This is a genomic window from Paenibacillus timonensis (genome assembly GCF_022427145.1).
In the GTDB taxonomy this organism is placed as follows: Bacteria; Bacillota; Bacilli; order Paenibacillales; family Paenibacillaceae; genus Fontibacillus; species Fontibacillus timonensis.
Genome location: NZ_JAKSXN010000002.1, coordinates 88,522 through 114,546 on the forward strand (window position 1 = coordinate 88,522; position 26,025 = coordinate 114,546).

Annotated in this window: 23 protein-coding genes; 10 read left to right on the forward strand and 13 right to left on the reverse strand. The window is 53.7% G+C overall.

Annotation, left to right across the window (positions count from 1 at the left end):
- Positions 1 to 13: 13 nt before the first annotated feature.
- The gene (locus MJ257_RS01300; protein ID WP_240267573.1) at positions 14 to 601 is read right to left on the reverse strand and encodes a TetR/AcrR family transcriptional regulator; all 588 of its coding nucleotides are present in this window, start codon (positions 599 to 601) and stop codon (positions 14 to 16) included.
- A 304-nt stretch (positions 602 to 905) separates the two neighbouring features.
- On the opposite strand from MJ257_RS01300, the gene MJ257_RS01305 reads away from it, so the two are divergent.
- Entirely contained in the window at positions 906 to 2,087 is a 1,182-nt protein-coding gene (locus tag MJ257_RS01305) for an MGDG synthase family glycosyltransferase (protein WP_240267574.1), read from the forward strand.
- On the opposite strand, the gene thpR is transcribed toward MJ257_RS01305, so the two are convergent.
- Positions 2,084 to 2,650 carry an RNA 2',3'-cyclic phosphodiesterase gene (gene thpR, locus MJ257_RS01310; protein ID WP_240267575.1) on the reverse strand — a complete coding sequence of 189 codons (567 nt, stop codon included), beginning with the start codon at positions 2,648 to 2,650 and terminating at the stop codon, positions 2,084 to 2,086. The genes MJ257_RS01305 and thpR overlap by 4 nt on opposite strands.
- Positions 2,651 to 2,806: 156 nt before the next feature.
- Between thpR and MJ257_RS01315 the strand changes: the two genes are divergently transcribed.
- Together MJ257_RS01315 and MJ257_RS01320 are read left to right on the forward strand one after the other, a co-directional pair.
- The gene (locus tag MJ257_RS01315; protein ID WP_240267576.1) at positions 2,807 to 4,504 is read left to right on the forward strand and encodes a methyl-accepting chemotaxis protein; all 1,698 of its coding nucleotides are present in this window, start codon (positions 2,807 to 2,809) and stop codon (positions 4,502 to 4,504) included.
- Positions 4,505 to 4,642: 138 nt separating this feature from the next.
- A protein-coding gene (locus MJ257_RS01320; RefSeq protein ID WP_240267577.1) for an IS3 family transposase occupies positions 4,643 to 5,787 on the forward strand; the annotation gives its coding sequence in 2 pieces (ribosomal slippage) (positions 4,643 to 4,916 and positions 4,916 to 5,787; 1,146 coding nt in all).
- A gap of 90 nt (positions 5,788 to 5,877) precedes the next feature.
- Here the strand turns inward: MJ257_RS01320 and MJ257_RS01325 are convergent.
- Both MJ257_RS01325 and MJ257_RS01330 read right to left on the reverse strand, forming a co-directional pair.
- A complete protein-coding gene (locus tag MJ257_RS01325; protein ID WP_240267578.1) occupies positions 5,878 to 6,342 on the reverse strand; it encodes a Dps family protein in 465 nt (154 codons plus the stop codon).
- Positions 6,343 to 6,597: 255 nt separating this feature from the next.
- Entirely contained in the window at positions 6,598 to 6,981 is a 384-nt protein-coding gene (locus MJ257_RS01330; protein WP_240267579.1) for a DivIVA domain-containing protein, read from the reverse strand.
- Between the two features lie 185 nt (positions 6,982 to 7,166).
- On the opposite strand from MJ257_RS01330, the gene MJ257_RS01335 reads away from it, so the two are divergent.
- Entirely contained in the window at positions 7,167 to 8,141 is a 975-nt protein-coding gene (locus MJ257_RS01335; protein WP_275693628.1) for an MraY family glycosyltransferase, read from the forward strand.
- 118 nt (positions 8,142 to 8,259) lie between these two features.
- On the opposite strand, the gene MJ257_RS01340 is transcribed toward MJ257_RS01335, so the two are convergent.
- A complete protein-coding gene (locus MJ257_RS01340) occupies positions 8,260 to 8,472 on the reverse strand; it encodes a twin-arginine translocase TatA/TatE family subunit (RefSeq protein ID WP_240267581.1) in 213 nt (70 codons plus the stop codon).
- 176 nt (positions 8,473 to 8,648) lie between these two features.
- Between MJ257_RS01340 and ytaF the strand changes: the two genes are divergently transcribed.
- The 3 genes from ytaF (at position 8,649) to MJ257_RS01355 (ending at position 10,582) form a co-directional block, all read left to right on the forward strand.
- Positions 8,649 to 9,263 (forward strand): sporulation membrane protein YtaF, encoded by a 615-nt coding sequence (gene ytaF / locus MJ257_RS01345; RefSeq protein ID WP_240267582.1) that lies wholly within the window; start codon positions 8,649 to 8,651, stop codon positions 9,261 to 9,263.
- Between the two features lie 70 nt (positions 9,264 to 9,333).
- Entirely contained in the window at positions 9,334 to 10,275 is a 942-nt protein-coding gene (locus tag MJ257_RS01350) for a hypothetical protein (RefSeq protein WP_240267583.1), read from the forward strand.
- 64 nt (positions 10,276 to 10,339) lie between these two features.
- Positions 10,340 to 10,582 (forward strand): NHLP leader peptide family RiPP precursor, encoded by a 243-nt coding sequence (locus MJ257_RS01355; protein WP_155606408.1) that lies wholly within the window; start codon positions 10,340 to 10,342, stop codon positions 10,580 to 10,582.
- Between the two features lie 84 nt (positions 10,583 to 10,666).
- Here the strand turns inward: MJ257_RS01355 and MJ257_RS01360 are convergent, their stop codons facing one another.
- From MJ257_RS01360 to MJ257_RS01380, 5 genes are all read right to left on the reverse strand, one after another.
- On the reverse strand, positions 10,667 to 12,565 hold the full coding sequence (locus MJ257_RS01360) for a sensor histidine kinase (protein ID WP_240267584.1): 1,899 nt from the start codon (positions 12,563 to 12,565) through the stop codon (positions 10,667 to 10,669).
- A 264-nt stretch (positions 12,566 to 12,829) separates the two neighbouring features.
- Complete coding sequence (locus MJ257_RS01365) at positions 12,830 to 13,828, reverse strand: SPL family radical SAM protein (protein WP_240267585.1); 999 nt, start codon at positions 13,826 to 13,828, stop codon at positions 12,830 to 12,832.
- A 238-nt stretch (positions 13,829 to 14,066) separates the two neighbouring features.
- On the reverse strand, positions 14,067 to 17,294 hold the full coding sequence (locus MJ257_RS01370) for a cellobiose phosphorylase (RefSeq protein ID WP_240267586.1): 3,228 nt from the start codon (positions 17,292 to 17,294) through the stop codon (positions 14,067 to 14,069).
- 34 nt (positions 17,295 to 17,328) lie between these two features.
- A complete protein-coding gene (locus tag MJ257_RS01375; RefSeq protein WP_240267587.1) occupies positions 17,329 to 18,672 on the reverse strand; it encodes a glycoside hydrolase family 30 protein in 1,344 nt (447 codons plus the stop codon).
- A gap of 160 nt (positions 18,673 to 18,832) precedes the next feature.
- Positions 18,833 to 19,837, reverse strand: a complete 1,005-nt coding sequence (locus MJ257_RS01380; protein WP_240267588.1) for a LacI family DNA-binding transcriptional regulator — start codon at positions 19,835 to 19,837, stop codon at positions 18,833 to 18,835.
- Positions 19,838 to 20,004: 167 nt separating this feature from the next.
- Between MJ257_RS01380 and MJ257_RS01385 the strand changes: the two genes are divergently transcribed.
- Positions 20,005 to 20,304, forward strand: a complete 300-nt coding sequence (locus tag MJ257_RS01385) for a hypothetical protein (protein ID WP_240267589.1) — start codon at positions 20,005 to 20,007, stop codon at positions 20,302 to 20,304.
- A gap of 66 nt (positions 20,305 to 20,370) precedes the next feature.
- Here MJ257_RS01385 and MJ257_RS01390 read toward each other — a convergent pair whose 3' ends face one another.
- Both MJ257_RS01390 and MJ257_RS01395 read right to left on the reverse strand, forming a co-directional pair.
- Entirely contained in the window at positions 20,371 to 22,350 is a 1,980-nt protein-coding gene (locus MJ257_RS01390) for a methyl-accepting chemotaxis protein (protein WP_240267590.1), read from the reverse strand.
- Between the two features lie 97 nt (positions 22,351 to 22,447).
- Complete coding sequence (locus MJ257_RS01395; RefSeq protein ID WP_240267591.1) at positions 22,448 to 23,557, reverse strand: GGDEF domain-containing protein; 1,110 nt, start codon at positions 23,555 to 23,557, stop codon at positions 22,448 to 22,450.
- Between the two features lie 204 nt (positions 23,558 to 23,761).
- Here MJ257_RS01395 and MJ257_RS01400 point away from each other — a divergent pair, with 204 nt between their 5' ends.
- Together MJ257_RS01400 and MJ257_RS01405 are read left to right on the forward strand one after the other, a co-directional pair.
- Complete coding sequence (locus MJ257_RS01400) at positions 23,762 to 24,520, forward strand: threonine/serine exporter family protein (protein ID WP_240267592.1); 759 nt, start codon at positions 23,762 to 23,764, stop codon at positions 24,518 to 24,520.
- Positions 24,521 to 24,548: 28 nt separating this feature from the next.
- The gene (locus MJ257_RS01405; RefSeq protein ID WP_240267593.1) at positions 24,549 to 25,004 is read left to right on the forward strand and encodes a threonine/serine exporter family protein; all 456 of its coding nucleotides are present in this window, start codon (positions 24,549 to 24,551) and stop codon (positions 25,002 to 25,004) included.
- Between the two features lie 18 nt (positions 25,005 to 25,022).
- On the opposite strand, the gene MJ257_RS01410 is transcribed toward MJ257_RS01405, so the two are convergent.
- Positions 25,023 to 25,883, reverse strand: coding sequence for a GNAT family N-acetyltransferase (locus MJ257_RS01410; protein ID WP_240267594.1), 861 nt, complete (start codon positions 25,881 to 25,883; stop codon positions 25,023 to 25,025).
- Positions 25,884 to 26,025 lie beyond the last annotated feature (142 nt).

The window sequence follows — 26,025 nt, forward strand, 5'->3', positions numbered from 1 at the left end:
GGTTCGAAGTCGTTTAAACTTCCGGCGGAAGAAGCAAACCTCCCGCCAGAAAATCGCGGATAAACTCCTTGATCTGTTCTTTGCTTAGTGGCTTATTGTTTTTGTTCCAGTCCGACGTTAACGCGATATACAGCTTAAACACGACAAAGGCAACCAGCTTCGGATCAAACGGGCGGATCTCCTTCCTCCCGGCGGAACGGGACAGATGGCGCTCCAGATATTCCAGTATCGCGTTTTCGATCTGCTCCAGGCCCTCCCGAGCTTTGGGGGTGCCGAAGTCGCGCACTTCCTGGGACAACTTGATCAAGAGCTCATGCTCACTGCGGAACTCCAGCAGCGCGTCCATCGCCCGATGCAAGTTCTCGAAGAAAGGCTTCTCTTCGTCAATCTCCGGTTCGATGACCCGCTTCATCTCCGTGATCACGGAACGCAAAATTTCATCGAACAGCTCCTCTTTGTTCGTGAAGAAGGTGTAGATCGTTCCTTTAGCCACATTCGCAATTTTCGCCACATGGTCCATCGTCGTCGCTTTGTAGCCGAATAGGGCAAAGGACTTCTCCGCTGCTTCGACTACGAGTTTACGGCGATCTACCACAGCCATCCTTTTCACCTCCCTGCGTTGGAATCATCGATAAACATTCCGGCCGAAAATGACTAAAATTCAATTTCGGTCATTTGGTCATTCCCTACTTTACTCCTCCCGCATCCGAAATGCAAGATGTTTTTTCAGGATTTTTCATTCTTTTTCACTAGCTTGTTCCAGGCCTCGCCGCACCTTGCTGCTCCCCGACCTAAGTCCAGTCGGCGCACCCGTCCCCAGCCTCTTTAAGCCGGCATATAAACAACATAAACTTAGTATCAGGAGCAATGAAACGGAACGATCCTTGGGAGCAGGTGAAAAAATCATGCGAAAACGAAGAGTGTTGATTTTATCGGAAGGTTTCGGAAGCGGACATACGCAAGCCGGACATGCGCTAGCGGCCGGGTTAAAACGGAAAAACCCGCAAATCCGGACGAAGGTGTTGGAACTGGGTTCTTTTCTGAATCCAACCGTGGCGCCGCTGATCCTTTCCGCGTACCGGATGACGGTGAACGCCAGTCCCGCTTTGGTGGGCCTGTTTTATCGGCGCAAGTACGAGAAACCGGTTGGCCGGTTGGCCCGCTTGGCTCTGCATAAAATGTTCTACCAGCACGCAGCCGAAGTCATCGCACAGCTCAAGCCCGACCTGATCGTCTGCACGCACCCGATCCCAAGCGCCATCGTGTCGTACTTGAAGCTTGCAGCAGGTTTGGACGTGCCGCTGTGCACGCTCATCACGGACTACGACGCCCACGGTTCTTGGATGAGTCCCGGGGTGGACCGGTATCTCGTCTCCGCGCCCGAAGTCAAAGCCCTGCTCGTACAGCGAGGCGTGTCCCCTTCCAAGGTACAGGTTACGGGTATTCCCGTGCACCCGGATTTTTGGAGCAAGCAGGAGAAGACGTCCGCCCGGGAAGATTTGGGGCTGAAACAGATGCCAACCGCCCTCGTCATGGGCGGCGGCTGGGGTTTGCTGATTAGCGAGGAGCTGCTGGCCAAATTGGCGGCTTGGCGCGAGAAGATTCAGATCGTCTGCTGCATGGGCAGCAACGAGAAGCTCGCCGTTAAATTGCGAGCCCACCCGGCCCTGCAGCATCCGAATATCAAAGTGATCGGTTTTACGCGGGAGATCGGCAAATGGATGGATGCCTCCGACCTTCTCATCACTAAACCCGGAGGGATGACCTGCACCGAAGGGATGGCCAAAGGCATTCCGATGTTGTTCTTCGAATCGATCCCCGGCCAGGAGGAGAAAAACCGCGAATATTTCGTCCAGCGCGGCTTTGGCGCGAATTTGGATTCGCCGGACGTGCTGGACGACTGGTTTGATATCATTCACGGCCGGCACGCTGCCGTCAGCCAGGCCGATCCGGAGCCGGCAGCCCGGCAAGACGGCTATCGGCCCGACCGATGCGCAGGCGCCGTCATCAGCTTGCTTCATCCTTCAGCCGCACCGGCCCGCGTGCGCCTGCAGACGGCCGGCCCGGCCGAGCAGCGGGCCAACTAGGTCAGCATCGCCGAACCGACCACCTCGTACATCGGGCGCTCATGCATATGCGTCCGATAGATGACCAGGCGGTCGGCCGTCCAGGCGCCGAATTCCGGCATGGTCTTCAGCGCCTGAGGATCCAACCTTGCCCCTTCCGGGTACTTCCGGGCCAGCGTAATATGCGGGCTAAATCGCCGCTCTTCCGGTACAAAGCCTAGGTCGCGGTTCTCCGTTGTCACGCGCTGATGCAGTCCTTCCAGCCCGGCCACTTCACCGCGGATGCCGGCCCAAAGCACGCTGGGACTCGCCGGACGTCCGAAGGTACCGACCCCTGCCGCTTCCAAGCCAAACGGAGCCATCCCCATCGCCGCCCGCTCCAGCGAAGCCGTCAAATCCTCCAGGCGTTTCGGCGAGGTGTCTCCCAGAAACTGCACGGTAATATGATAATCCTCGGCATGTACCCATTTTTTGAATGGCAGCGTTGCCTTCTGCTCCCTGCACCAGGCCTCCAGCTTTTGTTTGACCTCTTGAGGAAGAGGTACCGCGATAAACAATCGCCATTTCCCATCATTTTCTGACATTCGCCGTCATCTCCTGTGATATTTTTCTCTATTTATTCATTTTTTTCGACAATATGAAGTGCGATTGATTACATCCCGCTAATCTATTCTCTATATAATGTGTCTTAGTGCTACTTACATATACAGTCATCAAACCTAATTGACGGGAGATGGAATATGAGCTTTGCACAAAAAATTACCTCCGTACTGATTGGATTACTCATCCTGGTCGGTTCGCTGATCGGGTTATTTGGTTATCAGATGACGTATCGCCAGGTCGAGAAATCCGTGGGGATCGAAACGGTGGGCTGCGCCAATATCACGACCGGGCTCGTTGACCCGGAAGCCGTCGCACGGCTCGCCGAAGGGGATCATTCGAGCCTTGCGGAGCTCGAGAAGCGATTGAACTGGACGGTCGAGCACAAGCCGTTGTTTAAAGAAGTGTTCCTGATGTCGCTGGACGGCACCATTCTCGCCGCCGACCAGAACCTCCAGAGCCGGGGATACAAAGCCGGAGACGCATTTTACTTCAGTGAGCAGGATCGGGACATGATTCTCCAAATGAAACATTCCGTGTATACGAAGGTATATTCGTTTGACGGAGCCAAGCTGCTCAGCGGATATGGCCCGATTTATAAAAATCACGATCCGAATCAAGAAATCATCGGTTTGATGGTCATCAACTTCGACGCTTCCATTATCGGGGAAAGAACGCGCGACATCCTGCTCGTGCCTTTCATCATCGGAGCCGGCGTTCTGATCGCCGCAGTCGTGTTCGTATATTTCTTCATCCACCGGATGATTCGTCCGCTGGAAACGTTGTCCAATCAGGTCGAGCGGGTAGCACTCGGCGATTTGACCGTTCAGACGGGTCTCATTAACAGCCAGGACGAGATCGGCAAACTGACGCGCAATTTCGCGAAGATGGTGGATAACTTACGGCAATTGATCGCCGAAGTGAACGACACGTCGATGCAGGTTGCTTCCTCTTCGCAGGAGCTGTCCGCCAGCGCGCAGCAAACCGGAAAGGCTAGCGAACAGACCGTGGAAATTACCTTATCCCTAGCCGAAGGGGCGGAGCAGCAGCTGCAAAACCTGGAATCCGGATCATCGATGCTTCGCGACATGTCTGAACGAATCGAACGTATTGCCCGCCATGCCGAAGGCGTCTCCGCATCGGCGCAGCAGGTTTCCGCTGCATCGATCCAAGGGGGACAAGCCATCGAGTCCGGCGTGGAACAGATGGCAACCATGGAGGCCCAAATCGTCCGCCTCTCCGCCATCATCGAGGAACTGGGCAGCCATTCCAAGGAAGTGCAGAGCATCCTTGACATTATGACCGACATCGCTGCCGAGACGAATCTGCTTGCGTTAAACGCTTCGATCGAAGCGGCGCGTGCCGGAGAATACGGCAGCGGTTTTGCCGTCGTTGCTTCCTCGGTCCGCAAGCTGGCGGAACGTTCCGCTGCTTCGGCGCAGCAGATCGGCGAGCTCGTCGCCCTCATTGTCGGGCAGGTGGATCTCACCGGCAATGCAATGGACGAGACCGTCCGCGAAACGAAACGGGGGGCCGAGCTGGTGCGGAGCGCCGGAGCTTCCTTTGCGGAGATCAAAGCCTCGGCGCAATTCACGGCGGAGTCGATTGCCGATGTCAGCGAGGGGGTCCGGCTTTTATCCGACAGCTCGCAGAGGCTGGTCCAGTCCATCGATGAAATCGTCCGGTTTGCTGGCGATACGGCGATCAGCGCACAGAACATGTCGGCGTCCTCCGAGGAACAGTTGGCCGCCATGCAGGAGGTCGACGCTTCGGCCAGCTTCCTGTCCGGCTTGTCGGAGAAGCTTCACGCCCTGATTGAGCGATTCAAAGTCGTTTGATGCAGCTAATAAAAAAAGACCTTGCCCGATAAGCACTTCTTCGGGACTGACCCCGTAACGTGAGACAAATCAAAACACCTTCAAGAGAATCCAAAAACATCGTAAGATGTTAGGGACAACTTTGGAGGTGTTTTTGCGTTGGCAACAAGAGTAAGTTACCCAGTTGAAATCAAAATGAAAGCTATCGAGATGAGATTAGAAAATGTGCCGGTAAGGGAGGTCATGGAGCAACTTAACATAAAGAACGAGACGCAACTGAAAACTTGGATGCGCTGGTATCGAGCGGGTGAATTACACCGTCTTGAGCAGCCTGTAGGTAAGCAATACAGTTATGGTAAAGGACCGAAGTACGAATCTGAAATTGAGAGATTACAATTAGAAAATCGTTTCCTTAAGCAGCAGGTAGAAGTGCTAAAAAAGTTCAAGGAGTTGGAGAGGAGCTGTCGCCTGAAGTTGTAATTCCATGGATGGAGAGTATTCAAAACATGGCCACGGTACAACAGGCCTGTGCATGGATCGGCTTGCCGCGGTCAACGTACTATCGCTGGAAAAAGCAAGGACTCCCTACAACGCCCGACTCGCTTGTCTCACGCGTCCAGGAGCTGTGTCAGAAGCATCGTTTTCGTTACGGGTATCGCAAGATCACCTCTGAATTACGGCGTCATGAGACCGTCAATCACAAGCGAGTGCAGAAGATCATGCAACAGTACGGTTGGCAATGCCGAGTGAAGGTAAAGAAACGGAAGCAAACCGGACAACCTGCACACGTAGCAGAGCATTTACTGAAGCGGCAATTTCATGCGGAACAGCCTTTGCAAAAGCTAGTCACAGATATTACGTATCTACCTTACGGCAGCACCATGATGTATTTGTCGAGCATTTTAGACCTGTACAACGGCGAAGTTGTCGCCTACAGTATTGGAGATAAGCAGGATGTCCAGTTTGTCTTAGACACGCTAAATCAACTGCCTGACGTGAACGGATCGATGCTACATAGCGATCAAGGCTCCGTTTACACATCAAACGATTATCAAAAGGCAATCAAGGAAAAGGGCATTACCATGAGTATGTCCCGTAAGGGAACACCCGCTGATAATGCCCTCATCGAATCGTTTCATTCCACGCTAAAGTCAGAAACGTTCTACCTAGAAAACCTCACTTGTACAACGACTGCAATCGTTGTACAAACGGTACAAGAGTACATCCATTACTATAACTCAATTCGTATTCAAGCGAAACTAAACAACCAGTCACCGATTGAATATCGGCAACTGGCTGCTTAAGTAAATAAGGTGTTTTGATCTCTGTCTCACAAACGGGGGTCAGTCCCTTCTGCTTCGGGCAAGGTCTTTCTCATTTATCCGGGGATAACCTTATTTGCCAAGATAGGCATTCAGCATCCAGCGATGTTTCTCGAGCGAGGAAACGATGCCAAGCAGCAGGTCGCTGGTCGCTTCGTCTTCCGCTCTAGCCGCCGCTTCCATGCCGTCCTTCAGCTCGCCGTCCAATTTCTCGAAATCGGCGATGACCGCAGCTACCATCTCATCGGCGGTTTCCTTGCCGCTGGCTTCGGAAATGCTGGCAAGCGCAAGGGCTTCGCGCAGGCTTGCCACCGGCGTCCCGCCAATCGTCAGCAGGCGTTCGGCGATATCGTCAATATAACCTGCCGCTTCGTCGTAGAAAGCTTCAAATTTCTCGTGAAGCGTAAAGAAGTTCGGGCCTTTCACGAACCAGTGGAAATTGTGCAGTTTCGTGTACAACACCGTCCAGTTTGCGATTTGCAGGTTCAGTTGTTTTTGCAGTTCTTGATCCGCTTGGGTCATTGTTTGGTTTGCCATCGTTATTTCCTCCATTCACCATATCAAAATTTAGAAAAAGCTATCTGTCTAATGCCTCATGAGTGAATTACCTTAAATTTAGACTAAATCTAAATCTTGTTTATATCATACCACTCCGCTTTCAGAGATGCAACCATTTGCTTCATGAACATCTTATGAAAATCCAAATTTCATCAGCTCTATTCTGCACCTCATCCGTCCTCCATATGCAAAGAACCGAATCGGCGCTCCATCGTCCGGTTCGGTTCTTTCGGGTTACCGCTCGCCGCGGATATGCAGCTTAAACTGCTCCAGGCTTCGTTCCATTTGACGAATGCCGTCCTCCACCAGCCTGCGGTCCACCGCATTTTCCAAGTCAAATTGCGGCTTGCGGGTTGCCAGGGCTTTCTTCTCTTCTTCCCAATAAGCTTGCCGGCGCTGGATTTCTTTATATTTGTCCAGCAGATCGGTAATGATATCGTAGAAGCGCTCGTAATCGACGATAATGTCATCCAGGAACCGGTCGACTTCCTCCTTATCGTAGCCCCGCATTTTGGCGTCGAAATCTTTTTCGTGAATGGAGAGCGCATCCAGTTTGATCCCTAGCTGCCGAAACAGGCTTTTTTGATCCTCCAGTTTGCGCGCGTATTCATCTTGCATTCCAAATCCCTCCGTACCTGCCTAAAAAGGTTATAAAACGCATTTTCTTTGCAAAAGCAATCGTATCTTCTATAATGTACCACATTTTTGGCCTTCCGTTCATCTTCACGGTATGCTGCGAGTGATTCATGTATTCGACAATGTCCGAATTTCTTTCTATAATAGTCATTAGCTGAGTCTAACATCTGGTGGTGAGTAGCATTTTATACTTATTAACTTTTCTGTTATCGTTCCTGATCGTGTATTTTCTGATTCCGCCGCTCGGTAAGTTGGCTTTCCGCCTCGACTTCGTGGACAAACCCCGCGCGGACGTCGAGCGCAAAATCCATCGCCAGCCGATCCCGCTGACGGCAAGCTATGCCATATTTATCGGGTTCTTCGCTTCGTATCTGCTGTTCACGCGTAACTTCTCCTGGGAGACAGGCGCGTTGTTTGCCGGCGGTGTACTGCTGCTGGCCATCGGTACGATTGATGACTGGTACAAAACGAAAGGCAAGGATTTTCCGGCGCTGCCTAAGCTGATCGTACAGGTATCTGCGGCTGTCCTGGTCTATGCGGCAGGCATCACCTTTAGCGGCTTCGTGAATCCGTTTAGCGGCGATTACGTCCTGCTTCCGGCATGGCTCCAATTCGTATTGACGATCCTGTGGATCTTTGGCGTTACTACCGTGATCAACTTCTCGGACGGCTTGGATGGCTTGGCCGGGGGATTGTCCGCCATTTCTGCAGTCACGTTATTTGTGGTGGCTTTGACCAAAGGGCAAACCAACTCCGCGATGCTGTCGATCGCCCTCATCGGAGTGACGCTGGCCTACTTGCGGTACAACAAGCCGCCGGCTAAGGTATTTATGGGAGATGCCGGGGCGACCTTCCTAGGGTTTATGTTGGCCGTGATTGCATTGGACGGTGCCTTCAAGCAGGCGACGGTCTTGTCCCTGTTTATCCCGGTACTTGCCCTTGGCGTACCGATTTTCGATAATCTGTTCGTCGTCATCCGGCGGATGCTGCAAGGCAAATCGCCTTACGTGGCGGATGCCAGCCAGGTGCATTACCGGCTCCTTCGGGCGGGGTTGAATCAGAAGCAAGTCGTCATGTTCCTGTATCTGATCAGCACTTGCCTGGGATTATCATCCATCATTCTTTTGTTGCTCCAAGTATAAGGAACGGCCTCCAGGCCGTTCAAGCCAAAAGCGCGTGCACGGGTTTTCCCGGAAGCACGCGTTTTTTTTTCGTCGAAGCCTAAAAAAAAGACCCCCGAAGGCGTCTTATCTACTGGCGTCAAGAAGATTTATTCGTCTCTGCGGCAGGCTGGATTTCCGCCGCCTTCGGCTTCTCGTCTTCGAGGATATCCCCGCGGGCACCTCTCTTAAATTCCTTGAGCATCGTGCCGAAACTGCGCCCCAGTTCCGGAAGCTTGCTGGGACCAAATAGCAAAAGCGCCGCGATCACGAGAAGCAGCAAATGGGACGGACGCAACAAATTTTCAAGCACATTTATCACTCCCAAACGTTATCTTTGTGGTCATTATACTACTTTATTGGATGTAATGGAAACCCTTTATCGGCAGTTCCGGCTTTTCTGCGGACATGTTGACCGGTTGGCCCATAAACCAATTCCTTTCTCTGGGCATATGCTGTGTCATCTTGTATTGCAAAGGAGCGAACATCATGGGTTCTTACAGTCTGTTGGCTGTCATCGCCATTGGACTCGCGTCCAACCTGGATAATGCGGGAGTCGGCATTGCTTACGGGGTACGAAAAATCCGCATTCCATGGTATTCCAATCTGGCCATCGCCACCATCTCCTTTTTGGCCACTCTGGTGTCGGGATTTTTCGGAAGCTGGTTATCCTCGTGGATCCATCCTTGGATCGGGCAATTGCTGGGAACGGTCGTGATCGTCGGGGTAGGCGTTTGGGTGTTGCTGCAGCCGTTTCTGGAGAAGAAGGACACCTCCGTTCAGGATGATGACGTGAATCCGCTGACCCGCCTGCTGCGCAATCCTGAAGAAGCGGACAAGGACAGTTCCAAATCCATCAGCCTCGGCGAATCGGTCATCCTGGGAATCGCCTTGGCCATGAATGCGTTGGCCGGCGGCTTTAACGCCGGAATCACCCAGTTGAACGTCTGGTATACTTCGCTGTCCGTCGGTTTGTTCAGCTATTTGCTGCTGGCCGCATGCGCCGGATTCGGAGAAAAAGTGGCCGCGGAAAAATTCGGAAACCGGGCTACCGTCATTTCCGGTTTGCTGCTAATCCTGATCGGCATCCACCAGCTCTTCTAGCAACCTACCTTATCTACAAATTCTCCTATATAATGAAGAGGATGGACCCAGATAAAGGAGGTCATCCTATATGAATTGGTTAACCCGTTTTGAGCAGGATTTGAGCGTTGCATTCGATGATGCCGAACGCCTAATAGCAGAGATGCCGGAGACATTCCGGAATCAAGCGGCCGATTACCTGGATCGGTTTCGCATCTTAAACAAAGCCGGTTCAACAAATTATATTTGCTACCTGCTGGCTTATTGGCTGCAGGAAACCGCGAAGGCCAAACCGGAAGACAGCCGGCGATTTACCGTAGCCATGATTTTCGTTATGATGCATTACCATCTGATCGACGAAGTGATGGATGATCCGGAAATGGGAGATAAGAGGAAGTTGCCGCTAGCGAATCTGCTGCAGCTGGAGTTTTGGAAGATTTACAGCGGTTATTATCCGGCCTCCTCCCCTTTTTGGGACAGTTATCGAAAGTATACGGCGGAATGGGCGGAGGCGGTGGCTTTTGAGAACCAATCCGATTTCTTCCAGGAGGACCCGGTTCGGATTGCCCATAAGGCTTCCCCGGTGAAGCTGACGGTAGCCGGTATGCTGATGCTGAACGGCCAAGAAGGTCTGCTGCCTGCATTCGAAAAAGCGGTAGACCTAGTATTAGTTACGCTGCAAATGTTAGATGATTGGGAGGATTGGGAGAAGGATCTTCGCGAGGGCAGCTACAACGCCCTTATCTCCGAAGTGCAGCGCGAGCTGCAAATTCCCCGGGACCGCAGGCCGAATCCGGAGGAGATCAAACACGCTTTGCATGTGCGCGATATCCTATTCGCCTATGCCGAACGGACAGATCATAACGCTGCCGCGCTTGATCAAGCCGCACCGATGCTTACGCATTTGATAGAGTTTCATGAATACCTCCGGCAGAGTCTCAAGCAGGGGGCACAAAGCCTGAGAGAGGAGAGAGAACTGTTGGCACAGGGTGGTTTGTTCTATTGGCTGTTGAAAAATCAAACACACGCCTAGCGTTATGTCGAATAACATGTTATAGTAATAGGGAAATTATACTATTTTTAGAAAGGGTGATCTTATGACATCAGGAGCTCTCCTTCAATCGCAAGTCGTTGAGAAAGCATGGCAAGACCCAAGCTTTAAAGCTAAGTTGCTTGCCGACCCTAAAGCTGCTATCCAGGAGGCACTGGGTGTAATTCTCCCGGATCACATCAAGATTAAAACCGTGGAAGAAAGCTCTGACGAGTTCTACGTTGTGCTTCCACCTCAGCCGGAAAAAGCAGTGAAAAGTGAAGTGAAACCAGCTGGAGCTTGGTTCTAACCTTTGAAGACGACCTCAACATCGCGAAGAGGTTAAAGCCGAAAGGGCAGGACACGAGGAGCAATGGAACCGGACAACTTCCTCCTATTTCGAGGAAGGAAACCGGATGACCGCTTCCGTTCCTGCTCCTTTTTTGCTGGTAAAGTGGATCTCGCCGTTCATCACCTCTATGATTCGAAATGTCACCATCAACCCCAAACCGGTCCCCTTCGTTTTGTTTGAGAAGTAAGGTTCGCCTAGTCGGGCCAGCACATCTTCATCCATCCCTTCCCCGTCATCTTTAATATGAATGACCACTTGGTTATCTTTCTCGTAACTCCAGATTTGAATATCTCCTTCCCCCCTAAGCGCTTCGATGCTATTCTTGATAATATTGATGAAAGCTTGTTTGAATTTAGACGAATTTCCTTTTACATAAAGGTCTTTGGGGATATGTGTCGTAATTTTCCCGCCTTGCAAATTGGCGAGCGGAACTAGGATGCCTTCAATATGAATAAATTCATCAAGCACGTTCAATTCGGTAATTTTCCCACCTTCCGGCTTAGCAAAGGTCAGAAAATCAGTAATAATCCCAGACGCGCGGTCAAGCTCCTCCAACGCCATACTTAAATAGACTTTATCAGCCTGCTGCTGCTTCTCGACCAGCAACTGCAGAAATCCGCGGGTAACCTGCAACGGGTTGCGTACCTCGTGGGCGACTGAAGCGGCAAGCTCACTGATGATCTCCATCTTCTCCGAACGTTGCAATTCATTGTTAAACATCTCTAATTGCTTGGAATATTCAACGACCTGTTCATGGTTTGCGACAAATCTCCGGCTTAAGATAATGATCAATGAACCGAGAAACCCGATAATTCCCAATTTCCACAGGAATAACGTATAATACCCGTCATTATAGTAATACCAAAGCAATTCGCCTACGCAGAGGAAGGCAAAAATTAAGAATCCGCCTAATAGAATGACAGCTTCTTTATTCCCCTTAAACACATTAATGGTTAAGGTACCTGCCAATATCACGAATTGAGCCACCATGATGTAACCCATGAATTGAACGGTAATGATGGTGTATAGCGTATTGAATAGGTCGGGGGAGATCTCATTAAGTATCAGCATCAGAGCGCAAAGAATCGAGTACGCAAACACAACCTTTCGCGACCGCCGTATTAAACCTTTATATCCCGAACCGAAGGTTTGTTCAAAGAAATAAGTAAGGGCTGGAAGCAAACTAAATAAGGCCAAGTCAAACAATAGCATGAGCAACCTGCCGGCAATCACAAAGTCAAACAGCCAATAGACGAAGGACGTATAGGTAAGCACGAGGAGTCCGCTTGAAAAAATGACTCCGCATAACGAGAACCACATCGGGATGTGTACATGTTTTAAGAAAAGCGCGCAGACCAGCATAATCGCGGCAATAAAGATCAAAGTGCTGCCCAACACCAGATCCGGAACGTTATCTCTAACGAATTTTTTCATTAACCCCTGATAATCGCCGATCTTAATTGGAGCAAACAGACCAATTTTATAAGTCGCCGAAGTTGACCCGATATAAACCGTTTGATTGGAATTTTCGGCAGTGATCGGAATCACAATGTTGTTGATGGCATAATTAAATAGCCGTTTGGACTCGTATACGCGTTCCCCGTCAATCATAACCACAACATGACTTGCATTGATTTTATCGATAAACAGAATTTGAGAATTGTCCGTCAATTCAGGGAGCTGAAACCTGCTCCACTGTGACATCCCGGTACTCGGTTTCTCAGGTATTACGTCATTTGCTTTCACGTCCTGCCAAGCATGAAGCGACTTCAGATTCTCCAAGCTTATTTGCGGATCGAACTGATCCGTCCAATTGATTTGCCAATGATCTATTTGAATGGTATCCGAACCGGGATCATCGTAACCTTTGAATAAAAAGAAGCAAAGTACCGCAAGGAGCAGCAAAAAAAACACAATAACGCTTTTTGTCAAAGCCTTCATATAGCACCTCTGCAATTATGATTAAGAGAACTCGTGCAGGAAATAGAATGAACAATACACATTTCGATATCCTTGCCGCAAAAACCTTCAATTATATGGAAATAGTGATAAATATTTTTAGAATGGGAGTACAACAGATATTTTACCGTGTATATCTTGTTTTATCTATGAATAGTTTGCTTTTTCTATCAAAAAAAACGCAGGATCTTCTCCTGCGTTTCGGTATCTTCCGCCCTTAAAGGGAAATCTACGTTATTTCCTATTTCAAATAGGAAAAGAAAGCTGCTCGATCTCCGGCGTCACTTCCCGCATGGAAAGCGGACGGATCGGCTGCGGAACGATTCCCGACGATTTGGCGGCCAGCCCGCGTTCGGCCTCCCATTCCTTCGCGGAGCCGGTGAGCCGGTGCTTGGCCAGCAGCGCGCCAGACAACCGGCTGAACGCGTCGCGGTAGCGCCGGTCGGCGTAAGCCCCGTCCGAATACAGGGCGCGATACTTCGGAACCAGCCCGGGAGCGTGTTCCTGCAGCGTGCGCAGGAATACGGTCTTCACGTCCGGGGACAAGCGCAGCAGCGAGATCATGGCAAACCGGGCGCCGCTGTCCTTAGCAGCCTGAAGCAACGCGTCTAAGGCTTCCTCCGAATCGGTCAGGAAAGGCAGCGCCGGTGCCGCGAAAATGCCGGTACGTACCCCGTGATCCGCCAAAAAGCTCACGGTTTCAAGCCGTTTGGCCGGATGCGGCGAAGCCGGCTCCAGCTTGCGGACCAGTTCCGCGTCCAGCGTGTTGATGCTGACGTTCACGGTCACATCCCGCATTTCGCGCAGGATATCCAGATCGCGCATCACGAGCGGGGAACGCGTGGTTATGCTGGTGCTGATCCGGTACTTGGCCAACAGCTTGAGACACTCCCGCGTCAGTTGCTCCTTCGCCTCAACCGGCTGGTAAGGGTCCGTCGCGGTGCCGATCGCAACGCGTCCAACCTGCCGGCTTACGGCCTCGATATCAAAGGCGTATTTCCTCGCCAGGGCCGACAGTTGCTTCTCCAGCGCTTCCGGAGCATTCTCCTTGACGGAAATCCGAAATTGAAACTCGTCCTCGGCGCTTTTTCCGAGAAACGTCTGAAACGCCCGGGCATAACAGAAACGGCATCCGTGCCCGCAGCCCCGATAAGGATTGATGGACCATTCGAAGGGCATCATCTCCTCCTTTACCCGATTTAAAGCAGCTTTGGTGCGGACTCGTTCGAAACGGGTTTCCGGCATCCTTTTCCCTCCTCTAGCCGGGCCGAGGGCCCGTGAACCTTGTTTGACATTTATTATACCAAACATATGTTCGGTTTAGAAGCAGAGGCTGCCGGTAACTCCTGACAGTTCGCTCCACAGGGGACCTTTGCACAAGCGAAAAAACTCCGGTAGGGACCCGGCATCGCTGCACGGTACCTATCCGGAGTATTATTCCAAGTGCTTTGGTGACGCAGATTTTGACGCAGATTACGTAGCGTTAAGCCAACTCCGCTTCAATCCGCCGCACCGCTCCGCTGCGGATCTCCTCCGCCAGCTGACCCTCGATGACGGAGCCGTCGACGACTTGCTCTGAACCATCCTGCCTTAGTACCACCAGCCGGCGGATCGACGCAGCATTCGGGCCGTACGTGTCTTTCTTCTGCGGATTCCGGTAGACGACTTCGGTCGTGCCCAGGAAGCGGAACGACACCTCGCCCCGCTCATCAAAGAGCCACCCGGGCAGCAGCGGATGGAGCACCAGCCGAAGCTTGCCTTCGTGCAGGCGGAATATCCGTTTCCCGGCCATCATCGTCATCCACATGCTGAGGAATTCGGCGGTGGATCCGCTAAGACGGGCGACATAACCGCGGCCATGCGTATCCGGGTCCGGATTCACGCTCGTGGCGATAAAGGACGAGTTCTCCAGCGTGCTGCGGCCATACACGGCCGGATCGAGGAACGGAATCAACGAGGTGCGAAGCTCGGAGAAGAACTCCTCGGTTAAGCCGCTCTTAAGCAGCGCCAGCAAGTACTTGTAGCTCATATGCAGGAACACCGATTCCCGTTCCAGCCACCCTGGCGTAAAGGCGCGGATCCGGCCGATTTCATGGGTCTCCGCGTCCAAACTGACGGAGGTTTTGTACATTTGAAGCCGGGCGTCGAATAGGTCGCTGCGGCGAATTTGCTCGTACGTCCGCTTGGCTTCCTCCCGATCCTCCACCGTCTTCAACCAACGGGCCGGGCCTTCCAGGAAATGCGGCAGCGGACGAACGGCAAATTTCTTCACGACTGCCTTCGGCAGGCCGTAACCGCTGATGACCGGCTTGCCTTGCGCATCCGTCACCGGCTCAAATTCCACCGCCTCGAAGGCGAAATACGTCGGCGTTACGCCGTCGCCCAGCTTGATGGCTTCCTGAACGCCCTGCTCGATTTGCTCCAGCATGCGTGTCGCCAGCTTGCCGACGGCACCGACCTCCAGCGCGGTCTCCGTCCCGCTGATTCCGAAACGAATGGCTTCCCGGTAGTTCTCGCGCGCCGCAGCCACCCGATCCCAATAGTCGAACGGCTCCAGGTTCCCCGCCAAGCGGGCATCCAGCAGCGTCCCGACTTCGCGGAGCAGGGCCGCGATTTCTTCCGGCACGGACACTTCCCGTCCGTCGCCGGCGGCTTCGGCGCAAGCCTCTTGAACGAAACGCAGAAGCCGCTTTAATTCGAACGTTTCGCTCATGCCCGAGCCGAACAATCCAGGCAGTCCGTTCATTGCATCGTTCCAGCCCGGTTTGTTTCCTTCCATTTCCACGCCCATTCCGAACGGATCCAGGGTGGCGAACTTGACCAGGCCTAACGACAGCAGCTTGACGAACAAGGTCGTCCGGTAGATTTCTCCATTTCCGTGCCCGGTTTTCAGCCAGTTGGTGCTCTTCAGCGTCAGCCCTTGCTTAGCCATTTTCTCTTCGTCATGAACCAATGCCCCATATTGGCGAACCTGCCCGCCGCTGATCACGTATTTCTCACTGCGCGGCAGTACGCGGGCCGGACTGTCGAAGTACGCATACTCCCGCTCTCCGAACAGCAACTGCTCCTTGCGATCCGGGAAAATATCCAGATAGCTGTCGATCAGGTCCATATTGTACGTCCAGTGATCCGACCAGTAGCCTTCCCCGAAGGACGCTTCGATTTGCTGCTCGGCAAGCGACAGCACGCCGGTCAACAGCTCGTTCTCCTCCACGAGAAGCCGAATGCCGCGGTGGGTGACCAGCGAAATGAGTTTCCCCGGAGTAAACGAACCCCGGCAAAGTGCGGCCAACTCCTCCCGATGATCGGCGGCGACTTTCTCCAGGAATGCGGATAGCTCCGCAGCCCGCTCGGCCGGAACCCGGAAGGTCGTTCCCTCCACGCCAAGCGGATTGTAGCCGTCGGCCTGGATTAGGCTGAAGAACGTGCGGATATTAAACGTTCCGACCCGCGGATTGAAATACACGTCGCTGCGCCGGTTTTGGTTGGCGTCCCGGAAGTTGCCGTTGCCCTGCGAATAAAATTCCGGGGCGATGGAGAAGAAATTGTAATCCCGCTCCAGATCCCCGTGCTTACGGGAATAAAGATGGACGACAAACCCTTCCCGGCCGTTTTCGAAAATAAACGGATACCCGCCGCGCAGAAAATTGTCCAGATAACTTTGCCGGCAGTAGGCATCAAACAGCGGCAGCGCCGTTTTCGTAGCGATGTCCGCGGTCAGCTCCTCGGTCAGTTGACCGGCTTCCGCGTGTTTACGGGCAACGTAGGCCGGGCTGGCGATCTCGGCAGCTTTGCGGTTCAACCGTTCGACGCTGTCGATATGTCCGATCAGCGTAAAGATGCGGCGGCTTTCCCCCGGGGCCAGCTCGGCAGCCAAAGCCGAAAACCCGCATGGCACCTTATTGGTGCAATATTGAGGTTCAGCGGTCAGCGCCGTCAGCGGATGCTCGGCAAAGCGATCCGGATAGGCCAGTGACGTATTGTCGCCGAAAATGACGGCAAAGTCGGCAATCGTCTTCAGCAGTTTGCCGTCCTCGCCGAAGGTCAGGTAGAAATGGCCGCTTTGCACCTCGCTGACTTCGGCCTCATCGTGGGTGCTGGAGCGGACCCGGTAAAACGGGATCCCCTTCTCCAGATTTTCGACCTCCATCCAGCTGCGCAGGAGGTTGCCGATTTCTTTATAGCCGGCGTTCTCCACCCCGTATGGAAGAATCTCCGGCATGCCGTCCAACATCTCCAGCTGCAGCGGAGCTCCGGAAAGATTCGTGACCTCCACCTGGCGCACCAGAGCCGCATAATCGTCGTTTGGCACTTGAAAATAACTCACTTTAACCCGAAGCCCCTGCGCTTCGTTGGTTTCCTCGATCGTCAGCTCGTTGGCCAGGATCTGCATGCGGCGAACGGCGGACGGATCGGGGAAGGCGCTTTGAAAGGGCTCGTAGATCCCGGTTTTCCCCGCGGCTTTAATAAACGTCCGGAAGCCTTTCATCGCGACCGATTGGTACGTAATGCTCGCCGGGGAGAATTCCATGATCGGGCTGTTTTTGTCCCGGATCCCGAAGCTGCAAACCGCCTGCCCCCGGTTCACATAGAACGTCCACATCGGAATCCCCTTCAAGCCGGCAAGGCCCGGGAGAAAGCTCGAGAACGGCTTCGCCCGGTCAAATTGTTCTATAACGAACGCATTTTCCTCAAAAGCATAATTAGGCATAAGGCCTATCCCTCCGTTAAGTAAAAAGTGATGTTTAGGCTTGGATGATGTACGTTGCGATCGAATGGGCCGGCAGCGTCTCGCCGACAGCTTCACCGCCGAGTTCCAGGGCAAACGGCTGCGCTTCATCGCTTTCGTTTTGCACAACCACCGCGACGCTGCCGTCCGGATTGCGGAACGCCGTAGCGAGCAGCGACGGGATCTCGGTTTCCAAGCCGAGGCGAATCGCCCCCGGTTTGATGTATTTGCTGAAATGTCCGATGTAGTAATAAGAGCTGTTGTAATGAATCGTATCCGTCGTAGTATCGGCGATGATCGGCGCGTCGCACAGGTTGCCCACATGGTTCGGGCCGCCCGTTTCGTCCAGCACCAGGTTCCAATCCAGGAAGCCTTCGTTCCAATTGTTCAGGTCGCCGATGATATTACGGCCGTAACGCTCGCCGGTGAACCATTCGCCAAGCTTCACGCCGCCTTCCTGGCAGCCCTCCGTAAACAGGAGATGCTTGTCGGGGAACAGCTCATGGACTTTGCCGACGTTCTCGAACGCTTCGCTGACGTACCAGTGGAAGCCGGTGCCCCAAACGTATTTGGCCGCTTCGGGATCGCTCAGTACGGCGGAAGCCCGTTCGATCATAATGTCCCGATTGTGGTCCCAGATCAGGATCTCCACGTCCGCCAGACCTTCCCGGTGCATCGTCGGCCCTAGGTGATCGCGAACGAAATCGCGTTCCTCCTCGCCGCTGTAAATGCAAGAATCCCAGGTTTGCACCGCCGCCGGTTCGTTTTGCACCGTGATGCCCCAGATCGGAATCCCCGCTTCGCGGTACGCTTTAATGAACTTCGTATAATATTGCGCCCAGGTCTCGCGGTATTCCGGTTTCAACTGGCCGCCGTGGTTCATGTCCCCGTTGGTTTTCATCCAAGCCGGCGGGCTCCAAGGAGAGGCCAGCATGGTGATATCCTTCCCGGCCGTTCTAGCCGCATCGTGAACGAACGGAATCACCCACTTGTGATCGCGGGAAATATCGAACGTTTTCAACTCAACGTCTCCGTCCTCGATATACGTGTAGTTCTCGAGCGCGAAGTCGCAGCTGTGGATGTGCACGCGCCCCAATGTATAGCCGAGCCCCTCCTGCGGATCGAAATACCGGCGGATCACTTCGTCCCGTTTCTGCGGGCTGATCCGGGATAACGTATAAGCGGCCGCTTCCGTAAAGGCCCCGCCGAACCCCATCAGCGTTTGGTAGGTTTGTTCCGGCAGAACCTTCAACTTCAGCCCCGTTCCGGCGCCGGCGCCGGATTGAACCGCCAGTTCCCCCTGCGTCTGCAGACGGTCGGCCGAATCGCGCGAAGTGAGCACTTTTACCCATTTTGCCATCGTAAATCCTCTCCTTGGTTTCCTGAAATAATGTTGCTGTAATCGATTACAATTCATGCAGGAGCAGTGCCGGCGGAATGCGCCGGACCTCCAACCTTCGAAGAATGGCGGGCATCGAAACCGGTTTCGATCTCTTGCAAAAAAATAGAGGCCGAGCGGCCTACAGCGATCGGCAAGAATCGCGAATGACCAGCTCCACCGGGATAACGCCCTTTTGCACGTCTTCCCCGCCTTCTATCGAATAGATTAACATGTCGGCCGCCCTGCTGCCAAGTACATATGTGTTTTGTCGTACCGTCGTTAAGGCGGGCGTTAAAAATTTCGCCATTTCGATGTCGTCGAAGCCGACCAGCGAGATGTCTTCGGGAACGCGCAGCCCATGCCGTTTCATGGCCATCATGGCCCCGACCGCCAAATTATCGCCGGCCGCAAACACGGCCGTAGGCTTTTCGTCCGCTTTCAACAGCTCTTCCATCGCTTTGCTGCCGCTTTCTACCGTATAATCGTAGCTCCCCTGCACGATATGCTGCGGATTGATCGCCAATCCAAGCTCTTGCATCGCTTGCCGGTATCCGTTCAACCGCTGCTCCCCGGCAAACGTCGGACCGCCGCCGATATGCGCGATTTTCCGGTGCCCGATGGAATGCAAATAGGTGACGGCTAGCCGGACTCCCTCCGCATTATCCGAGTATACGGTACTCTTTAGGGTAGACTCCTGGTCCAGCAATACGCAGGGGATGTCCGAATCCAGAAGCTCCTGGAAATATGGATCGGACGCATCCGGCAACACCACCACGACGCCGTCGATGCCGCGGATCTTGCAGTGCTCCAGGTAGGTACTTTTCTTGCCGCCGATATCCTTGGAAATAAACATCAGGTCATACCCTTTGGAGGTGGCGACTTGCTTGAAGCCTTCGATGACGCCGCCGAAATACGGATGGAGGATACCTGCGCCGGAAGGTTCGATAAACAGCACGCCGATCGTCCAAGAACGTTTGGTCGTCAGAGAACGGGCATGAGCATTCGGCACATAGCCGAGTTCATCGGCGGCGTCCAGGATTTTGCGGCGCGTTTTCTCGCTGACGTCAGAGTACCCGTTAAACACCTTGGATACCGTCGTCGGCGAAAAACCGGTCATTTGCGCGATATCGTAAATCGTAATCAACTTCTCATCTCCTCTGCCCGGATCCAGACCGCTCGTACCGGGATTCACAGGCCATTGTAGCCGCAGGCCTGCCGGAAGTCAACACCGGTTCTGGATTTGAACGTATGATTTGGGGCAAACTGCAGGTGCACCCAATCCCCATATCCCAGGAAAGGAGCCGACCTGACGTGGACGTACTTGACGACAAAACTTCCGCGGACTTCGAATATGAGCGGTACGAGCTGCTCAAGGAACATCGCCCGGAGAACGATATTCCCGACGATGACCTGCTGCCTCACGATACACGGATCGCCCAAGGCATCAGTGAACAAGACGCCTCATCCGTCGGCCGGGATGATCCGCTTCCCGACGTGCCGGATGCGGACGCGATCCAGAAAGACAGCCCGGTCGATCCCGTCGCTCCCGATCCGGATGCCATGCACGGCACCGATTTGCTTAACGGTTTTGACGGCGACGAAACCGAATAACCCGTCAGGAAAGAAAGAAGCCTTCCGCACCCGATGGCGCGAAAGGCTTCTTTAGGTTGGGGACATTTAGTCCTTATATACTTTAAACTTGCCGACCAGGGCTTGCAACTGCTCGGCCATCCGGCTTAGATCCGCCGAAGACGAAGCGATCTCCTCCACGGAAGCGAGCTGTTCCTCCGCCGCAGCGGAGATGGTTTGGGTGTTGCCTGCCGTCTCCTCGGAGAGCTGGCGAATACGTTCGATCGCCGCGCGTGCCGCGTTCGTTTCTCCCGTTACCTCCTGCATCGTCCCCGCGGCAGCTTCGATCGCTTCCGCCGCTTCTACCACCGACTGGCTGATCGTAACAAACGATTGACCGGATAAGTCGACGGCTTCCCTGCCTTCCGAGACTTTGACTTGAACGTCTTCCATCGCGGCCGCCGCCCGATTCATTTCGTCCTGGATGTCCCCGATCAAATCCCGGATTTGGGCTGCGGAATGGCTCGAGCCTTCGGCCAGCTTCCGGATTTCGCCGGCAACCACCGCGAATCCTCGCCCTTCCTCGCCAGCCCGGGATGCCTCGATCGAAGCGTTCAGCGACAGCTTGTTCGTCTTCTGAGCGATGCCCGCCATCAAGGCAGCGATGCCGCCAATTTGCTCCGCCCGTTGATGCAGCGAGCCGATCACGGATGCCAGCTCTGCAACCGTCCCTTCGACGCCGCGGATTTTCTGTTCGGCGCCGGCAACCAGCTGGGTGCCTTCTTGGGCGGAATCCGCCGTCTCGGACATCGTCCGGGTAATGAGCTGCATGTTGCCGGATACGTGTTCCACCTGCCGGGCCATCGTGTCGACGCTGGCCGCGCCGCTTTCCACGCTGTGCAGCTGCTGTTCGCTGCCGACGGCAACGTCCTGAATCGCGACCGTTACGTGCTCGATCGCTTTCGTGGTCTGCTCCGATCCGGCGGATAGCTGTTCGGCCGAAGCCGATACGTTTTCGGTCATTTCCCGAACCCCTTCGATCATCTCCCGCAAATTATCGACCATCACTTGGAAATTACCGGCAAGCTCGCCGATTTCATCGCGTTTAAAGCCGTCCAGTCTCTCCGTCAGGTCGCCTTGGCCGAGAATGGCGGTCGCGCGTTTCAATTTACCAATCGGGATGAGAATGGAACGGATATTCAAGATCACCAGGATCGCTCCCCCGACAAGCGAAAGCAAAACGACGAAGATGGCCGTGTTGCGGATTGCCGACGTTTCGCGCAGCACCTCGTTTTGACTCATCGTCCCGCCGATCCGCCATCCGGTCAGTTCGTTTTTGGTGTAAGCCATCTTGTATTTATGGCCATTATTGGTGTAGTCGTAGGTTCCTCCGTCCCCCGCAAACATCGAAGCTACGTAGCTTTCCTTCGCCTCCTCGCCGACTCCCCCTGCCGGATTTACGACCCTCTTCTTGGCATTGTCGAGTATCAGGATGTATCCTTCTTCTCCTACTTTCATCTCCGTCATTTTGGAGATGCCCGATAAATCCAGGTCGAGCGCAACGACCCCTTGTCCATCCTTCAACACCTTGGAAATGGATACGACCGGACTCCCATCGACGGAGAGGTAAACCGGGGAAACGACCGCGTTCGGAGTTTTCAACGCCAGCACGTACCAATCCCGGGTCCTCGGGTCAAAGTCGGGCGGCAGCTCCTGGTCCACCCCAAGCAAGGTCCCACCTTTGCTTGTACCCACATACAGATTCAAGACGTCTTTATGTAAAACTAAATATTGCTCGAGACGTTCTTTGACCGAACTTCCCCCCGAAGCCAGTTCCGCATCGACACTCTCCGTCCCCAACTGTTCGGCAAAGTAATCGAGATCCGAAATCATGTTCCCAATATTATTGGTAACCACTGTATCGGCAGTGTCCACGCTCTCTTGCGCGCTTGACATTAGCTCATGTTCGATGCGATTACTCGCCGTCAAATAAGTTGTCCCGGCGATGATCAAACTGGGAACCAACAGGATAACGACAAACGTAATAATCAGCTTTTGACGAATAGATAACGCTTTTCTTTGGCCCATAAGCATCCTCCTAAAACCTGCAAATATCGACTACACGCTTAACATAATCTCTGTGGGTTTTGTCGATCAATGTCGAATAATGGTGTTGTTTCTTAAATTATGAATGTTTTATGTCAAATTCTGATTCGAGATTCAAGCCATCCGAGCGATACACGCGGTTTCTTCCCGCTTCCTTTGCTTGATAAAGCGCCTGGTCCGCCTTAACGACCAGCTCCTCCTCATGGACGTTCGGGTACGTCGCGCTCCCCGCCGAAATGGTCAGCTTAAGCTCACCTCCATCCGGCAAAATAAAGGTATGGTTTTCCACGTTGCTGCGCAAACGCTCGGCAATAACCTTGATTTGCTCCGCATCGCAATGATCGACCAGGATCACGAACTCCTCGCCGCCCTTACGGGCAATATGGTCTCCCGGCCGGAACGTTTCCCTCATCACGTCGGCGATCTGCAGCAGTACCGCGTCTCCGGCCGGGTGGCCATGACTATCGTTTACCAGCTTGAAATGGTCGATATCGACGATCAGCAACGTGAACGGAATTTTGTCCTGCTTCGCAGCGGCGATCTTTTGCTGCATTTTTGCTTCGAACGCCCGAGAATTGTACAAGCTCGTCAAAAAATCGCGATTCGCCGCTTCCCGCATGATGCGGATGGAATCGTCCTTATTGCGCAAATAGCGCAGCATCGCAAACGTAAATAGGCCGGCCGCAACAAGCAAGGGGATAAAAAGGCCGATCTCCTTGAAGGGACGGCCATTGCTCAGAATCGTCATAAAAACCGCCGTGCTGGACGCGCTCAGCGCCAATGCGAGAACTAAACGCCGGACCGTGGTTTTCCGCTCGCGCAGCAACCATAACCCGATCAGCAGCGTCACGGGCGAATTGATCGCGGCGATCACGGAATGCATGCCGAAACCGTGCAGGAACAGCAGGCGGTAAAGCGCAATCAATAGGGTAGCGATGATGCCCGAAACGCCTCCCCCCATGAGCGTCGAAATCAGGATGGGCAACTGACCGAAGTCGGCCACCGCATGCCCGGAGATCGGAAAGTTGTAATACATCAGCATCACGCCTAGCAAACCTAGCCCAAAGCCAAGCAGCATGCGGGTGGTCCGGTTTTTTTTCGGGCGATCCTGTATTTTGTTCTTAATCATATATCCAAAAAAAATCACCGTCGTCAGCAACGTGAAATTATTGAATAGGCTTTGCAGCATTGAATGTCCCTCTCTGATGGTCGGTACAGTTATAAACTGTGAGACGCAAGTAGTGATAGCATACCATAATAGAACGACAAAAATAAGATATTTTTGCTAATTTTTCGATTATATTCGACATATTGCGACACACATTGTCGAATCAATTTCTCTGCCTTCTTTCCCGTGTTATAATGGCGTCAGATTCATGAAAGGGTGACGGTGATGAGTAGCACGGCTGCGGTCCGAGGACACGAGCCTGTACAGGTCTGCCTGTTGGCGGGAAAAATCATGCTGCAAAGCGGTGCGGAGACTTACCGCGTGGAGGATACGATGACCCGGATGGCTGATGCACTGGGGCTCTCCGGCTCGCATAGTTATGTAACGCCGACGGGGATCGTCTTTCAATCCGGCGAAGCGGAATCGGCCAAGCTGATCCGCATCGTGGAGCGGACGACCGATCTGCAGAAGGTATCGGCGGTGAACGATATCTCCCGGAAGCTGGGCAGCGGGGAATTGACGACCGCGGAGGCTTACGCGATGCTGCTTGAAATCGAGACGGTGAAGCACGCTTATCCGATGCCGCTGCAAATGGCGGCCGCCGCCTTGTCGAGCGGCTGCTTCACCCTGATGTTCCGCGGCACACTGGCCGATTTCCTGCCGGGCTTGTTGTGCGGCGGCCTAGGGTTTGCCGCATACCTGCTGTTCCATCGGCTGGTGAAAGTGAAATTTTTCGCTGAATTTACCGCGGCGCTGCTGATCGGCCTGCTCGCTCTCGGTTTCGTGCAGTTATCCATGGGCCGGGAGTTGGATAAGATCATTATCGGCTCCGTGATGCCCCTCGTCCCGGGCTTGCTGATTACGAATGCGGTCCGGGATCTGATGGCCGGGCACCTGGTGTCCGGGTTGTCGCGCGGGGCGGAGGCCTTTCTCACCGCCTTTGCCATCGGAGCCGGAATCGCCGTCGTGTTTACTTTGATTTGACTGGACCGGAAGGAGACGAAGCTGTCCAATGGTTATCTTGGTTCATTTACTGGCTAGCTTTATCGCTTCGGGAGCCTTTGGCATCCTCTTTAACGCCCCGAAACGAACGCTGCTCCAATGTGGCCTGTCCGGCATGGTCGGCTGGATGGTCTATATCCTGCTGGAGCCGCGGATGGAGAGCGTATTTTCGACCGTTGCCGCGACTTTTCTGGTTGGCGTGCTAAGCCAGTTGTTTGCTCGAATCTACAAGAAGCCCGTCATTATCTTCAGCGTGGCCGGCATCATCCCGCTGGTCCCCGGCGGCCTGGCCTATGACGCCATGCGCCGCTTCGTGGAGAACGAATACGACCTGGCTGTCGAGCTCGCCGCCAGAGCCTTCCTCCTCTCCGGCTCGATCGCGATCGGGCTCGTCTTGTCCGAGGTGCTGGGCCAGCTCCTCATCCGGCGGGTGCCGCGGCGCCTCCGCGGGCGAACGGCAAAATAAAAATCGGCGCCGATCCGCTTACTGCGGAAGCGCCGATTTCATCCAGAATGCGTTCATATAAACCAGTTCGAACCCGGATTTCAGCATGTTCGCATGGCTGGCCGAAGCAAACTCCACATCGGTGTAAACCCGCTTCAGTCCAAGCGCCGCCGCCGCTTGCAGCCGGTGCCGGATCATTGCCGTTTGCACGCCGCGCCTCCGGTAACCCGGGAACGTGAAGTCGTTGGCCAAATAACCGGTATCGCCGCGAATGAACATCGACCCCATGCCCACTGGTTCTCCCCCGATAAAGGCCACGAAATTGCGAAAATCCTCCCGGTAGAAATACCGGCTTTTTTGTTGCACGATCGCCTCGTCCAAAGCAGGAGAATCTTCGCCGCGCGACCGCTCGATCAACCGGATAAAAGAGATGGCTTCCTCCTCGTTGCTGATCAGAGAAATTTCGATTTTCGTTAGCGAGGGGAACCCTTCCGAAAGATCCCTGCCCATGTCCTCCCCGTTACGTTCATTTTTGAGAAAAGCGAGCTGCAGCCTCGGCACGAACCCCTGCGCGGCCAAAGCTTCAGCCACTTCGCCGGTTTGTCGGTCCGGGCTCATGTCGAAACACGGGTCAATGCCCGCCGCCTCGTAGATCCCGAGAATCTCGGGCAGCCGATCCAAATCCGACGGCCCAAAGCCGATCACGCGATTATAGTAGCTCGACTGCGGCGACAGCTCGTCCGACAGCAGCGTCGTCCCGCCGATTGGCGTCACGGTAAGACGGGATTCCGCCAATTGCAGAGAACGCTCGTTATTGAACCTCGTCAACTCCGTCTCCAGGTGTATCATCCGCTCCACGTCGCGAAGGACGGGATGGCTCTGCGGGGTGTTTTTTTTCATATGCTTTCGCTCCTTATGCGCGCTGCGCGGTTGGTTTATTCCCCAAGTCCGGTTTAATCTGTGAAGTCATTTTAGCACACTCGGCGGCATCATGCATTTTGCATCTTCTATGCGGCGGCGGGCGTGTTATAATAACAAGCGA

What these genes read in the sequence shown, in the direction of transcription:
- ytaF (WP_240267582.1), top strand. Translation starts at nt 8,649, where the DNA reads ATGGGTTCTTACAGTCTGTTGGCTGTCATCGCCATTGGACTCGCGTCC.
- MJ257_RS01390 (WP_240267590.1), bottom strand. Translation starts at nt 22,350, where the DNA reads ATGGGCCAAAGAAAAGCGTTATCTATTCGTCAAAAGCTGATTATTACG.
- thpR (WP_240267575.1), bottom strand. Translation starts at nt 2,650, where the DNA reads ATGTCAGAAAATGATGGGAAATGGCGATTGTTTATCGCGGTACCTCTT.
- MJ257_RS01365 (WP_240267585.1), bottom strand. Translation starts at nt 13,828, where the DNA reads ATGCCGGAAACCCGTTTCGAACGAGTCCGCACCAAAGCTGCTTTAAAT.
- MJ257_RS01400 (WP_240267592.1), top strand. Translation starts at nt 23,762, where the DNA reads ATGAGTAGCACGGCTGCGGTCCGAGGACACGAGCCTGTACAGGTCTGC.
- MJ257_RS01405 (WP_240267593.1), top strand. Translation starts at nt 24,549, where the DNA reads ATGGTTATCTTGGTTCATTTACTGGCTAGCTTTATCGCTTCGGGAGCC.
- MJ257_RS01370 (WP_240267586.1), bottom strand. Translation starts at nt 17,294, where the DNA reads ATGCCTAATTATGCTTTTGAGGAAAATGCGTTCGTTATAGAACAATTT.
- MJ257_RS01305 (WP_240267574.1), top strand. Translation starts at nt 906, where the DNA reads ATGCGAAAACGAAGAGTGTTGATTTTATCGGAAGGTTTCGGAAGCGGA.
- MJ257_RS01360 (WP_240267584.1), bottom strand. Translation starts at nt 12,565, where the DNA reads ATGAAGGCTTTGACAAAAAGCGTTATTGTGTTTTTTTTGCTGCTCCTT.
- MJ257_RS01355 (WP_155606408.1), top strand. Translation starts at nt 10,340, where the DNA reads ATGACATCAGGAGCTCTCCTTCAATCGCAAGTCGTTGAGAAAGCATGG.
- MJ257_RS01315 (WP_240267576.1), top strand. Translation starts at nt 2,807, where the DNA reads ATGAGCTTTGCACAAAAAATTACCTCCGTACTGATTGGATTACTCATC.
- MJ257_RS01325 (WP_240267578.1), bottom strand. Translation starts at nt 6,342, where the DNA reads ATGGCAAACCAAACAATGACCCAAGCGGATCAAGAACTGCAAAAACAA.
- MJ257_RS01350 (WP_240267583.1), top strand. Translation starts at nt 9,334, where the DNA reads ATGAATTGGTTAACCCGTTTTGAGCAGGATTTGAGCGTTGCATTCGAT.
- MJ257_RS01300 (WP_240267573.1), bottom strand. Translation starts at nt 601, where the DNA reads ATGGCTGTGGTAGATCGCCGTAAACTCGTAGTCGAAGCAGCGGAGAAG.
- MJ257_RS01330 (WP_240267579.1), bottom strand. Translation starts at nt 6,981, where the DNA reads ATGCAAGATGAATACGCGCGCAAACTGGAGGATCAAAAAAGCCTGTTT.
- MJ257_RS01410 (WP_240267594.1), bottom strand. Translation starts at nt 25,883, where the DNA reads ATGAAAAAAAACACCCCGCAGAGCCATCCCGTCCTTCGCGACGTGGAG.
- MJ257_RS01395 (WP_240267591.1), bottom strand. Translation starts at nt 23,557, where the DNA reads ATGCTGCAAAGCCTATTCAATAATTTCACGTTGCTGACGACGGTGATT.
- MJ257_RS01375 (WP_240267587.1), bottom strand. Translation starts at nt 18,672, where the DNA reads ATGGCAAAATGGGTAAAAGTGCTCACTTCGCGCGATTCGGCCGACCGT.